At 38.4% G+C, this 15812-nt stretch carries 14 protein-coding genes; 2 read left to right on the top strand and 12 right to left on the bottom strand.

Annotated features, from left to right (window positions below):
- Positions 1–91 precede the first annotated feature (91 nt).
- Both yhbY and H4J66_RS13790 read left to right on the top strand, forming a co-directional pair.
- On the top strand, positions 92–388 hold the full coding sequence (gene yhbY, locus H4J66_RS13795; RefSeq protein ID WP_070373826.1) for a ribosome assembly RNA-binding protein YhbY: 297 nt from the start codon (positions 92–94) through the stop codon (positions 386–388).
- A gap of 182 nt (positions 389–570) precedes the next feature.
- Positions 571–834: a hypothetical protein gene (locus H4J66_RS13790; RefSeq protein ID WP_182175594.1), complete on the top strand. Its 264-nt coding sequence runs from the start codon at positions 571–573 to the stop codon at positions 832–834.
- Between the two features lie 311 nt (positions 835–1145).
- Here the strand turns inward: H4J66_RS13790 and H4J66_RS13785 are convergent, their stop codons facing one another.
- From H4J66_RS13785 to H4J66_RS13730, 12 genes are all read right to left on the bottom strand, one after another.
- Positions 1146–1451: a ComEA family DNA-binding protein gene (locus H4J66_RS13785; RefSeq protein WP_220463310.1), complete on the bottom strand. Its 306-nt coding sequence runs from the start codon at positions 1449–1451 to the stop codon at positions 1146–1148.
- 142 nt (positions 1452–1593) lie between these two features.
- Complete coding sequence (gene pyrF / locus H4J66_RS13780; protein ID WP_182175593.1) at positions 1594–2289, bottom strand: orotidine-5'-phosphate decarboxylase; 696 nt, start codon at positions 2287–2289, stop codon at positions 1594–1596.
- A 159-nt stretch (positions 2290–2448) separates the two neighbouring features.
- A complete protein-coding gene (lapB, locus tag H4J66_RS13775) occupies positions 2449–3618 on the bottom strand; it encodes a lipopolysaccharide assembly protein LapB (RefSeq protein ID WP_182175592.1) in 1170 nt (389 codons plus the stop codon).
- Between the two features lie 5 nt (positions 3619–3623).
- Positions 3624–3866, bottom strand: a complete 243-nt coding sequence (locus H4J66_RS13770) for a lipopolysaccharide assembly protein LapA domain-containing protein (protein WP_182175591.1) — start codon at positions 3864–3866, stop codon at positions 3624–3626.
- 80 nt (positions 3867–3946) lie between these two features.
- Positions 3947–4234: an integration host factor subunit beta gene (ihfB, locus tag H4J66_RS13765; protein ID WP_070373831.1), complete on the bottom strand. Its 288-nt coding sequence runs from the start codon at positions 4232–4234 to the stop codon at positions 3947–3949.
- A gap of 109 nt (positions 4235–4343) precedes the next feature.
- On the bottom strand, positions 4344–6005 hold the full coding sequence (gene rpsA / locus H4J66_RS13760) for a 30S ribosomal protein S1 (RefSeq protein ID WP_070376968.1): 1662 nt from the start codon (positions 6003–6005) through the stop codon (positions 4344–4346).
- A 121-nt stretch (positions 6006–6126) separates the two neighbouring features.
- Positions 6127–6807, bottom strand: coding sequence for a (d)CMP kinase (cmk, locus tag H4J66_RS13755; protein WP_182175590.1), 681 nt, complete (start codon positions 6805–6807; stop codon positions 6127–6129).
- A 46-nt stretch (positions 6808–6853) separates the two neighbouring features.
- Positions 6854–8197, bottom strand: coding sequence for a 3-phosphoshikimate 1-carboxyvinyltransferase (gene aroA / locus H4J66_RS13750; RefSeq protein WP_182175589.1), 1344 nt, complete (start codon positions 8195–8197; stop codon positions 6854–6856).
- Between the two features lie 132 nt (positions 8198–8329).
- Positions 8330–9418: a 3-phosphoserine/phosphohydroxythreonine transaminase gene (gene serC / locus H4J66_RS13745; protein WP_182175588.1), complete on the bottom strand. Its 1089-nt coding sequence runs from the start codon at positions 9416–9418 to the stop codon at positions 8330–8332.
- Between the two features lie 274 nt (positions 9419–9692).
- The gene (gene gyrA / locus H4J66_RS13740; RefSeq protein ID WP_182175587.1) at positions 9693–12416 is read right to left on the bottom strand and encodes a DNA topoisomerase (ATP-hydrolyzing) subunit A; all 2724 of its coding nucleotides are present in this window, start codon (positions 12414–12416) and stop codon (positions 9693–9695) included.
- A 191-nt stretch (positions 12417–12607) separates the two neighbouring features.
- Complete coding sequence (locus H4J66_RS13735) at positions 12608–13165, bottom strand: Mpo1-like protein (RefSeq protein WP_310650664.1); 558 nt, start codon at positions 13163–13165, stop codon at positions 12608–12610.
- A 199-nt stretch (positions 13166–13364) separates the two neighbouring features.
- Positions 13365–15704: a S8 family serine peptidase gene (locus H4J66_RS13730; protein ID WP_182175586.1), complete on the bottom strand. Its 2340-nt coding sequence runs from the start codon at positions 15702–15704 to the stop codon at positions 13365–13367.
- Positions 15705–15812: the final 108 nt, after the last annotated feature.

Below are 15812 nucleotides of genomic sequence, written 5' to 3'. Positions count from 1 at the left end.
AATGCAAAACGATTTAACGTTTTATTAGTATTACAGACTAGATGGAGGTAAAATAGTATTAATTCAAGCTAACTTGTAACGAAAATTGTTAATGAGCCTAAATAAAAAACAAATACAGTATTTAAAAGGTCTTGCTCACCCATTGAAACCAGTGGTTTTATTGGGTAACAACGGCTTAACAGAGGCAGTAGTTGCCGAAATTGATTATTCATTAAATCATCATGAATTAATTAAAATTAAAATCCCAACCGATGATCGTGACAGTAAAGCATTAATTGTTGAAGCTATTTGCCGTGAAACAGCGTCAATTAAAGTTCAAGTAATTGGTAAAACATTAATTATTTATCGTCAGTCACCAGAAAAGAAAATAAGAATTCCTAAAATTTAATTTTTACATTCTTATTTAAAAGAGCTTCGGCTCTTTTTTTATGTCTAAAATTTATAAATTCATGCAGGCTGGCATTCAAACATTACATTATTGACAGCTACATTAGCACAATCTAATATATCTTTAGCAGAGAAACATTATTGACTCTTTTTAATCATTAAATATTAAGACCTCTATAAATATTGAAAACTATATCGACACTGATAGCTGAAATTAGAAAAAACATACAAACCACATCGGCTCATGATGCTTATCTAAGTGAACAAAAAGAGAAAAGCCTATTTATTGACATACGTGAAGCGCAAGAAGTCGCTACAAGCCCAGTGATAAATTCAGTTAATATTCCGCGTGGTGTTTTAGAAATGAATATTGGTAACTGCACTACTGATAAAAACCAGCGTATATCTTCATTGTGCAACTGGCGTCCTGGCGAGTCTTGCTGCTGAACAATTAAGCCGTTTAGGCTATAAAGATGTTTGGGCTATTATATGTCAGCATACTGATGTTTATTCTGCACAAGAAAAATTAACATCGCGCCAATAACCCTGTACTTTACTCGTAAGTAAAATTGAAAAGGCTAAAAAGTTAAGCTGTTTAGGCTATAAAGATGTTTGGGCTATTAAATGTCAGCATACTGATGTTTATTCTGCACAAGAAAAAATTAACATCGCGTCAATAATTCTATATTTTACTTAAAAGCAAAATTGAAAAGGCTAAACAATTGAGTTGTTTAGCCTTTTTCTATTTTCAAGAAATACTATATCGTTAATTTTGACTTATTTAACGCTAATATTTTCTCGCCAATACCTGTAACATTCAACAAGTCTTCGACCGAGATAAACCTACCATTTTCATTTCGATATTTGACAATAGCTGCTGCTTTTTTCATGCCTATGCCTTTTAATAAGGATAAGGTCTTCATATCAGCATGGTTTATATCAATACGCTCGTCAACTTGATTCATATTGGCATTGGGCTCATTACCGCCGACATTGTCAGCAAAGCTTAATGAAGAAAATGTAAAGGTGAGACAAATAAGTAAGATTTTTGAAAGATTAATCATGATTATATCCTTTTATTGTAAATTCCATTGCGCCTCACAAACAATAAACTGTCAATTTATTATTAACAAGACGTCAATAGGTTTAGGATAAAATTTTACCTTTGTCAATTTATAGCCATTAATAAAATTATACTGATTGACCTTAATTAAGCGATAAATTAATCGACTGCAAAACTTGCTGTGGGTTTTCAGCTTGAGTAATGGGTCTGCCAATAACTAAATAATCAACGCCAACGGCCATTGCCTGCTCTGGCGTCATAATACGTTTTTGATCGTCACTGGCGGTACCAGCAGGTCTAATACCTGGCGTGATAAGCTTAAAATCTTTACCTAAAGCGCTTTTCAGGCTTTGTGCTTCCTGTGCTGAACAAACAACACCATCAAGGCCAGCTTCTTTTGTCAACTTTGCTAGCAGCATCACTTGCTCGGCTGGCGTTCGTGTAATACCTAAGCCAAATAAGTCTTCTTCACTCATACTGGTTAAAACAGTGACAGCAATAAGTAATGGGGCGTTATCACCGTATTTTTCTAATGCCTGTTTAGCTTTAACCATCATTTCACGTCCGCCACTGGCATGAACATTAACCATCCATACCCCCATTTCTGCTGCAGCAGTTACCGCTTTTGCTACGGTGTTAGGAATATCGTGGAACTTTAAATCTAAAAAAACATCGAAGCCACGGCCCGTCAATTCTTTAACAAACGCAGGTCCAAAATGAGTAAACATTTCTTTTCCCACTTTTAAGCGACAATCCTTTGGTTGGATCTTCTCAACAAATGCAAGTGCATCCGCTTTTTTATCGAAATCTAGGGCAACAACTACTTTTGCATCATTCATACTCAATCCTCAATTCTTAATTCTTTAATTCTTTAATTCTTTAATAATATTCTAATTTGACCTTCTATGATTCAAAAGCAAAGAAAAAGCACGCAGCTGACGCTAATCAGTGAGTACTTTAGATGCAGCCATTGAAATGTAGAACAAAGAAGTTAGATATTATTCGCCTTCTAGGCCTCTAACTGGTTTCAATTGTTCCCAGTCATGACATGAAGGACACGCCCAATAATGTTTACTACTATTAAAACCACAGGTTCGACAACTATAACGGGGTTTTAAATTCAAATAAGCGCCAATCAATTCTTTGATCATATCTAAATTTTCGGTGTTGTCATGCTCAGTAGAGTTAACCATTTGCATCTTAATAAAATGCTTAAAGCCTTTAATGGTTGGACGCTTTTTCAAGGCAAGTAAAATAAACTCTTTCGCTTTTTTGTTGCCATATTTAGCTTCAAGATGACTTAAGTATTTTATCAGTGCGCTCGAACCACCGGTTTCATCATAAACTTTTCTAATGAATTTAAAATATTCATCGTCGGCATCTAACTGATGATAACAATTTTGCATTTCATCAATAACATCAGGAAAGAATTCTTTATCCTGAAGATAGATGTCTTGATAACATCGGCAGGCTTCATTGAACTGTTGATGCTTTTCATAAATTTGAGCTAATAACCAATTAGCACGACAAGAATTAGCATCATAAATCAACGCCAACTCTAATAACTCTATGACTTCAATAAAGTTATCTTCTGCGAAGGCTGTTGTCGCTAATTCACAATAAAAATTAGCTAAGTTATGAAGAAGTTTTTTATCTTTAGTTTTAACAATGGCTTTTTTATGACTGATGCCTTTTGACCAATCTTTAGTAGACTGGTAAATACGCATTAAATAATCAAGAGATTTTAAGCCATAGTGTTTTGATTTAAGCAGTTTTTCAAACATCGTTTCAGCGCGGTCGTATAAGCCGGCACTAAAGAAATCTTTACCTAGTTCATAAGCCGCTTGTTGCTTATCTTTAGCGGATAAATGTTTCTGTCTAACTAAGTGCTCATGCACTTTTAATGCGCGGTCAAGCTCACCACGGCGACGAAATAAATTGGCCATGGCAAAGTGTGCTTCAACAGTATCATCTTCAACTTTAAGAGCTTCTAGTAAGTAGTCTATCGCTTTATCTTGTTGATTTGATAAGAGGTAATTTAAGCCTGTTGAATATTTTATCGACAAGGCTTGTTTAGCTGAGTGATCATTTTGTTTAACACTATTACGGCCCATGAACCAGCCATAGCCCATTGCAACAGGGAGTAATAAGAACAATAGTTCTAACATATAATTTACACTGATTCTTTAGAGGATGACTTTTTAGGTTTTATCATTCGAACAAACTTCCAAAATAATGCAAAGAGTAAGCCGAGTACAAAGCCCAAAGTGGTAAATAAACTGACAGCCGCAGCAACTGATAGTTCAGTTCGGGCGATGAGATAATTCAACGTTAAGGTCTGCTCATTTTGACTACCAAAGATAAAAGCGATGACTAGTAAGCTGAACAGTAAAAACGCTGTAATATAAATACGCAAAATAAGTTACCTATGATGAAAATTAAGTTAAAAAAAACGGCATACCATTATAGCATGCCGTTTTATTGATAATTTATCAATTACGCTATTGAAAGATTTACCCTTTCACGTAACTCTTTTCCAGGTTTAAAATGAGGAACGTATTTACCTGCCAACTCAACGGATTCGCCAGTTTTAGGGTTACGTCCAACACGAGGAGCACGAAAATGTAATGAAAAACTACCAAAACCACGAATTTCAATACGCTCACCTTTTGACAAGGTTTGTGCCATCATTTCTAAGATTTCTTTAATAGATTGTTCAACATCTCTCGCTGATAAATGACTTAATTTATCGGCTAATCTTTCAATAAGTTCAGATTTGGTCATTTGACCTCCTGTGTTCACTAGATTGAAGTTAATAGTACCTTCTCACCAATGGATTTTAAACGAAGAGAAGGGTTATGTTTCAAACACTTCTCACCTTCAAGTGTCTAAATTAGTTTTTAGCGTTTTTAAACGCTGCAGCCATTGCACTTAAACCAGTTTCTTCAACTTGGTTTAGGTTATCCATAGCTTCACGTTCTTCTGCTTGGTCTTTAGCTTTGATTGATAAGCTGATAGCACGGTTCTTACGATCCACACCCATAAACTTAGTCTCAACACTATCACCAACAGATAATTCAGTTGACGCATCTTCGATACGCTCACTAGAAATATCAGATACGCGTAGGTATCCTTCAACGCCTTCGGCTAATTCAATTTTAGCGCCTTTAGCATCTACTTCGATAACCTTACCTGTAACAATAGCACCTTTCTTAGTATCTGCAAGGTACTGATTAAACGGATCATCTTCAGTTTGCTTAACACCTAAAGAAATACGTTCGCGCTCAGGGTCAACTTGTAATACTACAGCTGAGATTTCATCACCTTTCTTGTATTCACGAACAGCTTCTTCGCCGCCAGCCCATGAAATATCAGATAAGTGAACAAGACCATCAATGCCGCCGTCAAGACCAATAAAAATACCAAAGTCAGTAATTGACTTGATCTTACCAGATACTTTGTCGCCTTTGTTGAAGTTCTTAGCGAACTCTTCCCAAGGGTTAGCAATACACTGTTTAAGGCCTAAAGAAATACGACGACGTTCTTCGTCAATTTCTAATACCATAACTTCAACCGTGTCACCTAAGTTAACAACTTTAGATGGGTGGATATTTTTGTTAGTCCAATCCATTTCAGAAACGTGAACTAAACCTTCAACGCCTTCTTGGATTTCAACAAAACAACCGTAGTCAGTTAAGTTAGTTACACGACCAGTAAGTTTAGCGCCTTCAGGGTAACGCTTAGCAATTGCTACCCATGGATCTTCACCTAACTGCTTCATACCTAGAGATACACGAGTGCGCTCACGGTCAAATTTCAATACTTTAACTTGTATTTCGTCACCAACATTTACGATTTCACTTGGGTGCTTAACGCGCTTCCAAGCCATATCTGTAATGTGTAGTAAGCCGTCAATGCCGCCTAAGTCTACGAATGCGCCGTAGTCAGTAAGGTTCTTAACGATACCTTTAACTTCTAGGCCTTCTGCTAATGACTCTAACAATGCATCACGTTCAACGCTGCTTTCAGATTCGATAACGGCACGACGAGAAACAACAACGTTATTACGCTTTTGATCAAGCTTAATAACTTTAAATTCTAATTCTTTGCCTTCAAGGTGAGTTGTATCGCGAATTGGGCGAACATCTACTAATGAACCCGGTAAGAAAGCACGAATATCGCTAACTTCAACCGTGAAACCACCTTTAACTTTACCGTTGATAACACCGATAACAGTTTCTTTTTCTTCATATGCTTTCTCAAGCACTTGCCACGCTTCATGACGTTTAGCGTCATCACGTGAAAGAATAGTTTCACCAAAACCGTCATCTGTAGCTTTAAGAGATACGTCGACTTCATCGCCAACGCTTACATCAACTTCACCAGCGTTGTTTTTAAACTGGTTAATGTCAATAACACTTTCAGATTTAAGGCCAGCATCAACGATAACATTGTCTTTAGTAATAGCGACAATCGTACCTTTGATAATTGAACCAGGGCGTGTTTCGATTTCTTTTAAACTTTCTTCAAATAGTTGTGCGAAATTTTCAGTCATAACTTGCATATAAACTCAGTTATTAATCCAGTCAACATCAATGTTTCATGGGGTTATTTAATAGTGCCCAGTGCATCCGTACAGTAGGCTATAGGTTGATTTTGAAGCTATATAGCTTCGTTTACGTTAACTTGCCATTGGCAAATGTTAAAATCTTGGTAACCACTTCATCAATAGAAAGGTCAGTAGAATCAACAATTAACGCACCTTCTGCTGGGATAAGGGGAGCGACCGTACGGGTCTGATCTCGCTCATCTCGCTGACGTATATCATCCAAAAGGCGCCCGATTTTAACATCAAAACCTTTCTCTTTCAACTGATTAAATCGACGTTGTGCTCTTTCTTCTGCAGAAGCGGTTAAAAAAACTTTAACTGGTGCGTTACTAAAAACGATTGTTCCCATGTCTCTTCCATCAGCGACAAGCCCGGGAGCGACTTTAAAAGCACGTTGGCGACGTAAAAGCGCTTCACGCACCCGAGGGAAGGCTGCTATTTTAGAAGCGATAGCACCAACTTCCTCTGTGCGTATGCTATTACTAACATCTTCGCCTTCTAAAATAACTTTTCCTTCACCTTGACTGGTTATTTCAAATTGCACGTCTAAATGAGCAGCAATGGGGATCAAGGATTCTTCATCTTCGATAGTTAAATGGTGATGCAATGTCGCCACTGCAAGCACACGATAAATAGCTCCGCTGTCAAGCAAGTGCCAGCCAAGTTGCTCTGCAACTAAACGTGCGGCTGTGCCCTTACCTGCTCCACTAGGTCCATCTATAGTTATTACCGGTATTTGTTCTATCATATTTTTATCTACACTAAAGCAAGTTAAACTAAGTTAGTCACTTAATTTAAGCTTGATTGAGCGTTAGTCCCACTTGGTTTGCTAAGGTGACAAAATTAGGGAACGAAGTCGCTACATTGTCACACTCTAAAATTTGAATTTCACCAGTAGCTCGTAATGAGCTAATCGCAAAAGACATGGCAATACGGTGATCATCATGACTATGAATAGTCCCTGATGTTAATTGCCCACCAACAATATCTATACCGTCATCATAAACAGTACAGTCAATATCTAATTCTTTTAAGCCATCAGCCATTGCTTGAATGCGATCGCTTTCTTTCACTCTTAATTCTTCCGCGCCACGTAAACGTGTTGTACCTTCAGCACAAGCAGCCGCAATAAATATCGCTGGGAACTCATCTATGGCAAGCGGTACATCACGTTCGTTTATATCAATACCTTTTAATGGTGATGATTTAACCACAACATCAGCAACAGGCTCTCCGCCCGCCATACGCTCGTTGATGATGCTCAAATCGCCATTCATCTGCTGTAAAATATTAATAGCACCAATACGCGTCGGGTTCATACCCACATTACGAATAGTCAACTGACCTTCTTTAGCAATTAAACCCGCAACCATAAAAAATGTTGCTGATGAAATATCGCCGGGTACTTGAATGTCGCAAGCCGTTAGTTGATGGCCGCCTTCAATAGAAACCTTTTTACCCATAGGGGTATCTTCAACCTTTACCGGATAACCAAAGGCGGTCAACATGCGTTCAGTGTGATCGCGAGTAATACCGGGTTCGGTTACCGAGGTAATGCCGTCGGCATAAATACCAGCAAGTAATACACAAGATTTTACTTGTGCACTGGCCATGGGTAAGTCGTAATGAATCGCGGTTAAGGTTTGACCTTCATCAATACCTTGTGAAATAACCGGTGGCGTACCATTTTTGGCAGCAGAGATATTTGCACCCATTAATTTTAATGGGTCAACAACGCGTGCCATAGGACGTTTATTTAAAGAACTGTCACCAGCCATTTGCCATGCAAAATTTTGTCCGGCGAGTAATCCCGACATTAATCGGATTGTTGTCCCTGAATTACCAATATTTAAAGCTTCTTGAGGTGCGGTTAAACCACGTAAACCTTTGCCATGAATAACAACATTTTGTTGCTTGTCAGGGCCTTCTATTTTTATGCCCATCGCCTTAAACGCATTCATTGTTGCTAAACAATCGTCTCCAGGTAAGAAACCCGAAACATGCGTGGTACCTTCAGCTAAAGAGCCAAACATAATAGAGCGATGCGAACATGACTTGTCACCCGGTACAATGATATCTCCGGATACTTTTCCGGCAAGGCCTGTGGTGATAGTTAATGTTTTATTTACTTGAGACATTTTTTTTCCATTAAATTAATGTTTTTTTATGACAATTTTTCAATCACTTTTACTAAATATAATTACTGATGTTGCTCGCCAGCACTATAAACGAGCGATAAAACAAAGATAAAATGATTACTTTACTTGTTATTACTTGCTGTTTTTAGCGGAAAATTCTTTCATAAAAGCAACCAACGCAGTTATACCCACTAATGGCATAGCATTATAAATACTGGCGCGCATACCACCCACCATACGATGACCCTTTAAAGCCATTAGTCCCTGCGCTTCTGCTTGTTTTAAAAACTCATCATTCAAGCTTTCATCTGTTAACCAAAAAGGCACATTCATTAGACTACGATACTTTGCTTCAATATGATTTTGATAAAACGCACTTTCATCAATATAACCATATAAAACCTCAGCTTTTTGTTTGTTTATCTTTGAAATTTCTTTAACACCGCCACGCTCTTTTAACCATTCAAATACTAAACCGGCTAAATACCATGCATAGGTTGGCGGCGTATTGTACATTGAATCGTTCTTTGCTAACACCTGATAATTCATGATTGAGGGCGTTGTTAATTGAGCATTGCCTAATAAGTCATTACGCACAATAACAATAGTTAGACCAGAGGGACCAATATTTTTTTGCGCACCGGCATAGATAAGACCGAATTTTTTAACGTCAATTTCATGAGACAAAATGGTTGACGACATGTCAGCAACCAGTGGCACCCCATGAGTTTCTGGAATATCAAACATCTCGATACCGTCAACGGTTTCATTCGGGCAATAATGTACAAAGGCAGCATTAGGGTTTAAGCCCCACTCGTTACTTGGTAATACGTGAGTTTCGCCTTTAACCTTACTAACAACATTGATCGCGTTTATTTCACCATAATGCTCAGCTTCTGCAGCGGCAGCTTTTGACCAAGAGCCAGAAATAACATAATCGGCTGATTTGCCGTTTGGTAGAAAATTTAAAGGGACCGCAGAAAATTGACCTCGACCACCACCATGACAAAACAAAACACTGTAATTTTCTGGTATTGCCATCAAATCACGTAAATCCGCTTCGGCTTTTGCGGCTACTACCAAAAACTCTTTACTGCGGTGACTCAGCTCCATCACTGAACTACCCGTACCTTGCCAATTGACAAATTCTGCTTGTGCCTTTTTCATTACCTCTACAGGTAACATCGCAGGACCGGCACAAAAGTTAAATACATGAGACATATAACACAACACCTTCTATAAAGTTTTAAATACGCTTGTCGATGCACTTGGTCTAACTGTTTTAATTATTTTTATTATAAACATCAATTTGGTCAGCATTCTCTTGGGTAAAATAAGACTGCTCATCAAATGGAAAAATGCTCCTGCATTTGCTTAATACCGTTCGTCCTGAACATCGTCACTCATTCACATCCATGTGATCGTGACATACGTTCGTCCTAAACATAAAAAGGGCGGTGATTAGCCGCCCTTTAAACCGAATTTATAGCGGTAACTATTCGTTATCACTTTCGATGAGTTGTTCTTCATCACTGTCAGCTTCTGGTGCTACCTCTGTTGAGGTACTCTCAGTTGACGAAGCGATTAACTGCTCAGAAGTTTCTTCCGTTCCTTCAGGAACGTCTTCTTCTTCAATTTCGTCAATACGTTGCAATGCAACAACATGTTCACCTTCAACCGTTCTAATAATACGAACACCTTGAGTATTACGACCAATAACACTAACTTCATTAACACGAGTACGTACTAAAGTACCGTTATCAGTGATAAGCATTATTTCATCTAAATCTTCAACCTGAACAGCGCCAACTACTGGGCCATTTCGATCGCTAACTTTAATAGAAACAACACCTTTAGTCGCACGACTTTTCGCTGGGTATTCAGTTAACGCGGTACGTTTACCAAAGCCATTTTCGGTTATCGTTAATATTGGGCCATCATTAACTGGCACAATAAGTGACACAACCTTTTGATCACCTTCTAACTTAATACCTCGAACACCAGTACCGGTTCGTCCGATAGGTTTTAATGCCCAACGTTCTTCACCTGTTTCTGCATCTAATTTAATTTCACCCGTTTCACTGTCACGAAGTTTCTCATTAAAACGAACAACTTTACCCGCATCCGAGAACAACATAATATCGTTGTAACCGTCGGTAATAGCAACGCCAATTAAGGTGTCATCATCACGTAAGTTAAGGGCTATAATACCGTTAGCACGTTGGTTTTTATAAGCGGTAAGTGCTGTTTTCTTAACAGTACCTGAAGCCGTTGCCATGATAATAAACTTGTCTTCTGCATATTCACGAACCGGTAATATTGCGGTAATACGTTCACCTGCATCAAGCGGTAAAATATTAACAATAGGTCGGCCACGGGCAGTACGACTCGCTAAAGGTAATTGGAACACTTTCAACCAGTAGAGTTTTCCGCGATCTGAGAAACACAAAATAGTATCGTGGGTATTAGCAATGAGTAAACGTTCAATGAAATCTTCTTCTTTCATCTTAGTCGCTGCTTTACCTTTACCACCACGGCGTTGTGCTTGATAGTCACTTAACACTTGGTATTTAACATAACCTTCATGTGATAACGTAACCACAACATCTTCTTCTGTGATCAAGTCTTCCATGGATAAGTCATGCGAAGCATTAGTAATTTCAGTACGACGTTCATCACCAAAATCATTACGGATAGTTTCTAGCTCTTCACGAATAATTTCCATTAAACGTTCAGGCGAACCTAATATATGTAATAACTCAGCGATAATATCGAGTAATGCTTTGTATTCAGATAAGATTTTTTCGTGTTCTAAACCAGTCAACTTATGTAAGCGAAGATCTAATATCGCTTGTGCTTGTTGCATAGTTAAGAAGTATTGACCGTCTTGAATACCAAAACCAGCTTCAACCCATTCAGGGCGTGCTGCGTCATCACCAGCGGCGCTGAGCATATCAGCAACATTACCTAAATCCCAACCACGAGCCAGCAGTTTTTCTTTTGCTTCACTTGGCGTTGGTGAATTTTTAATTAATTCAATGATCGGGTCAATGTTCGCTAATGCAATCGACAAACCTTCTAGTAAATGCGCGCGTTCACGTGCTTTACGTAATTCAAAGATAGTACGACGAGTAACAACTTCACGGCGATGAAGGATAAACTCTTCAAGCATTTCCTTGATATTAAATAATTTAGGTTGGCCGTTAGTTAACGCCACCATATTTAAACCAAAAGAAACTTGCATTTGGGTAAGTTTGTACAAGTTATTTAAAACAACTTCACCGACTTCTCCACGTTTAATTTCAATAACCATGCGCATGCCGTCTTTATCAGACTCATCACGCAGCGCTGAAATACCTTCAAGGCGTTTTTCTTTTACCAGCTCTGCCATCTTTTCGATAAGGCGGGCTTTGTTTACTTGATAAGGTAATTCATGAACAACAATCGTTTCTTTACCGGTTGTTTCATGAACTTCGATGTCGGCACGGGCGCGAATTTTAATTTTGCCACGACCAGTACGGTAAGCTTCTTCAATACCGGCACGACCGCTAATAATACCGGCTGTTGGAAAATCAGGACCAGGTATATATTCTAATATCTCTTCAAAGGTCAAATCACTATTTTCAATCAGTGCTAAACAGCCGTTTATCACTTCTGTTAAATTGTGAGGAGGTATATTGGTTGCCATACCTACGGCGATACCTGAGGTACCATTCACTAATAAATTAGGAATACGCGTTGGCATAACAACAGGTATATGTTCTGTACCGTCATAGTTAGGTACAAAATCTACCGTTTCTTTATCAAGATCTGCCAAAATAGAATGTGCTATTTTTGACATTCTGATTTCGGTATAACGCATTGCTGCTGCAGAGTCACCGTCAACCGAACCAAAGTTACCCTGACCATCTACTAGCATATAGCGTAATGAAAATGGTTGCGCCATACGTACTATCGTATCGTAAACGGCAGTATCGCCGTGTGGGTGGTATTTACCTATTACATCACCAACAACACGTGCTGATTTTTTGTAAGGTTTATTGAAGTCATTACCAAGTACATTCATCGCAAATAATACGCGGCGATGAACAGGTTTTAAGCCGTCTCGTACATCTGGTAATGCACGGCCTACAATTACGCTCATGGCGTAATCTAGATAAGAATTTTTTAGCTCATCTTCAATATTGACGGGTACAACATTGTTTGACAAATCGGTCATAAGTCGATGGTATCCCTTAACTTAGCAAGAATTTTGAAAGTTTTTTCGAAATTATAATTATTAATTAACACAGCATACTATCATATTTTTAATGAGATGCCATACCGCTTTATTATCTTAAAAGTACTTAAAATGGTAGCACTGAAAAGTCATTAACTTCCAAATGGTTGTTTATTGTTCACCATTTTAACTCAACATATATTATTGTGCTTTTTTTGTTCAAATATACGGCGTTTCTCAATGGCTTTTTCAGTAATTTTTTTATTTAATATTCTCCCTTGTCCTAATGAAAAATAAATTTCCGCAATTACAAATAATGGTCCAATAAATAATTGGTTAATATCATCAAAAAATGCCGGCTTTGCTTTTTCGTAATGATGACCAACAAATTGAATAACCCATCCAATAATAAAGACACTTATTGCAATAATAATATGATGTTCTACTTTTACAACTTCATGAACACTCCACATTAACGGGCCAAACAAAATGAACGCCAGTAACGCAAGAGGTAACGACAATATTAAATAATAAATAAACACCGCAATTGAAAGTATGGCGGCTAAAGTAAAGTTAACTTGTGCAACGCCTAAGTAGTTATTGATAACAACTTCAAAGGATACACTGGCAAGTAATAAGGCAATTGACCAAATGATCATTGGCACACCAATAAAGTGTGTATGAATATTTTTTCTGTTTAAGTGAACGCTTTTATAGCTAGACAGTTGTTCTATTACTGTTTTCATCATGACCTCTTAGATTTTTTCGCATCGTACCTATTAAGTGACAATTTATATTTATAGCTATTAAACTTCAAGATGCAATTACAGCCCATTTTGTGTCAAGTAACTATATCATCTTCTTTTTACAACAGATCTAACGAAAAACCCTGCCGAAGCAGGGTTTTATTTATCAACATAAAGTGAACGGGTTGCCCCTTTCTTTAGATTATTTGGGTGTAGCTTGTAGATTTAATGTTATACCTGAAGCTGCTGAATAGCCGTAGATATCGACATACCATACACCTTTAGCTGGGTCGGTAAAGTTACAAGCTTCATTGTTACCATTTTTATAAGGGCGACAATCATAAACAGACGTTGTTGACTGTTTACCTTGTGTTACATATAAATCTGCATCACCTGAACCACCTGAAAGTGTAACCGTTAGATCGGCATAACCATCGGCTAAATCAAGGGTGTAACGTTTCCATGTTCTTCTTGCAACATTAACATTATTAATTGTGGTATCAATCGGATTAATTGTATTACCACCACCCGTAGAAGGTTCAGTGTAACTACCCGTTAAACTAACACCGGCAAAATCACTATAGGCTTTAAGTCTTACGTAGTAAATGCCACCTGCTTGTGTACTTGCACACGATTCAACATTACCTGATTGATAAGGGCGACAATCGTAAACACTGTCAGTTGGCTCAGCACCAAACTTCACATATAAATCAGCATCACCACTACCACCTGTCATCGCAAAATTAATATCTGTTGCACCAGCAGGTACTTCCATAGTGAAAACTAAATCATTACCCGTTGCAGCCGTTAACTCAGTTTTAACCTGACCATTTTCAAGGACAGTATCTGGTATTGTTCCACCACCACCGCCAGTGTCACCGCCAGAGCCATCACATCCATTTGCGGTAATGTAATCGATCGCATCTTTAGTTTGGGCTAAACCATAACCAAATTTAACATCGCGACCCGCAGCACCTAAATCTTGTGCACTACTATTTAATACGTTACGAATTTCAACGTTAGTACAGCTTGGGTGATGACTCCATACCAAGGCAGCAACACCAGCAACATGAGGAGATGCCATTGAAGTGCCACTCATTTTGCCATAATTACCCGCGCCAATATTTATACTGGCGCTTAAGCCTATATTATTTTTCATCGCTGCGCCGTCCGTATCAGATACAGTAACACTTGGGATAGAAGTTGCGTTTGCATCACCTAACGTGCCACCAAAGCTTCCCGGTGCATTGTTATAAAGAATTGCACCTACACCTCCGCTGTCTTGACAAGCTTTAACTTTATCATAAAACGAAATATTGCCACGTTGGATTAAACAAACACTACCTGCAGCGCCTGTATCTATAGCTTCGCCCGTGGCAAAGTCATAGAGAGAGCCCGTTGCTTGACCTTGGTTTTCCATTGCATTAGCGGTATAACCGACATTAGCGACAGAGACTTCAACGACTGAACCTGAACCTTCAGGATAAATAGAATAAACATCAACGCCTGGGCCAGATATCTCTACTTGGCTATTTTTTTGTGAAAAGTCAGCTAAGGCTTTATTACTGTCAACAGCAGCAACTGACATCACTGCATCGTAAGAAGCAGGAAAGCTTTCTAAATCAGTCGTTGCTGTAGCAACACCATCATTACCGGCTGCAGCTATAAGTAAAACGCCTGCATCATAGGCCGCTTGAATACCATTTTGTTCGCTGGTACTTGAACCAGAACCACCTAAGCTCATGTTAATAACGTCTGCACCATTACTGACACAATCGTTAATAGCACTAACAAGTGTTGAAGAGTATCCCCATCCCGCAGCATTAAATACTTTTATAATGTGCAAATTAGGATCGGTGCCAATAACACCACGAACGCCAATACCATTATTAAGTGCGGCAATTGTTCCTGCTACGTGAGTACCGTGCGGACCACCTTCATCATACCAGTTACCTGTACCGCTATTGCTTGTACCAGTTATTGTGCCTCCTTGTGCCCCCATGTCTTCATGAGGTAAGTCTAAACCTGAATCAATAATACATATTTTCTTACCGCCAGCGTTGGCAGAAGCAATCATATCGTCAACTTGATCGGCTTGAACCATGCCAATACCATAAGGCACCGTTTGTGCCATAAAGCGACGTGGTAAATCTTCTTCTACGTATTCCACATTATTGTCCATCGCTAAATTCATCACTTGTGATGTAGATAGCTCAGCACTGATCATATTAACATCTGGAAATTCGGCTTTAACATTGACCCGTAATCTCTTTAATTTTTCCTTAACGGCGGCAAGGCGAACAAAGGCGTTTTGGCTACCGATGAAACTAGTTGTTTGATTACTGCCTGCTTGGTTATTAGCTGCTTGCTTGTATTTGATTATAAAGCGTTTGGGTAAGGGTGAACTGGTCACTTCAGATAATACATTATCTGCGTTTTGTATGCTAAGTGGTTGAGCAGCGTAAAGTGCTGTCGATATTGATACCGACAATATACTTGCAGTGGTCAATATTAATGATTTCTTTGTTATCTTATTCGACATCTATATTCCTACCTATTAGGTTAATTTTAATTATTATTTTGCTGGGGGAATTTCAAATGAGAGTGATACGTCATTTTCGAAGCAGCAATGAACATAACATCAATGTTT

Source organism: Colwellia sp. MB3u-55 (assembly GCF_014076785.1).
Classification (GTDB): Bacteria; Pseudomonadota; Gammaproteobacteria; order Enterobacterales; family Alteromonadaceae; genus Colwellia_A.
Note: the sequence above shows the minus strand (reverse complement) of the source record. Positions and strands in the feature narration are given on the sequence as shown.

Excerpts from the sequence above, each read along its gene's own strand:
- H4J66_RS13785 (WP_220463310.1), bottom strand. The coding sequence starts at position 1,451 with ATGATTAATCTTTCAAAAATCTTACTTATTTGTCTCACCTTTACATTT.
- ihfB (WP_070373831.1), bottom strand. The coding sequence starts at position 4,234 with ATGACCAAATCTGAACTTATTGAAAGATTAGCCGATAAATTAAGTCAT.
- pyrF (WP_182175593.1), bottom strand. The coding sequence starts at position 2,289 with ATGAATGATGCAAAAGTAGTTGTTGCCCTAGATTTCGATAAAAAAGCG.
- serC (WP_182175588.1), bottom strand. The coding sequence starts at position 9,418 with ATGTCTCATGTATTTAACTTTTGTGCCGGTCCTGCGATGTTACCTGTA.
- rpsA (WP_070376968.1), bottom strand. The coding sequence starts at position 6,005 with ATGACTGAAAATTTCGCACAACTATTTGAAGAAAGTTTAAAAGAAATC.
- H4J66_RS13735 (WP_310650664.1), bottom strand. The coding sequence starts at position 13,165 with ATGATGAAAACAGTAATAGAACAACTGTCTAGCTATAAAAGCGTTCAC.
- yhbY (WP_070373826.1), top strand. The coding sequence starts at position 92 with ATGAGCCTAAATAAAAAACAAATACAGTATTTAAAAGGTCTTGCTCAC.
- aroA (WP_182175589.1), bottom strand. The coding sequence starts at position 8,197 with ATGTCTCAAGTAAATAAAACATTAACTATCACCACAGGCCTTGCCGGA.
- H4J66_RS13730 (WP_182175586.1), bottom strand. The coding sequence starts at position 15,704 with ATGTCGAATAAGATAACAAAGAAATCATTAATATTGACCACTGCAAGT.
- gyrA (WP_182175587.1), bottom strand. The coding sequence starts at position 12,416 with ATGACCGATTTGTCAAACAATGTTGTACCCGTCAATATTGAAGATGAG.
- lapB (WP_182175592.1), bottom strand. The coding sequence starts at position 3,618 with ATGTTAGAACTATTGTTCTTATTACTCCCTGTTGCAATGGGCTATGGC.
- cmk (WP_182175590.1), bottom strand. The coding sequence starts at position 6,807 with ATGATAGAACAAATACCGGTAATAACTATAGATGGACCTAGTGGAGCA.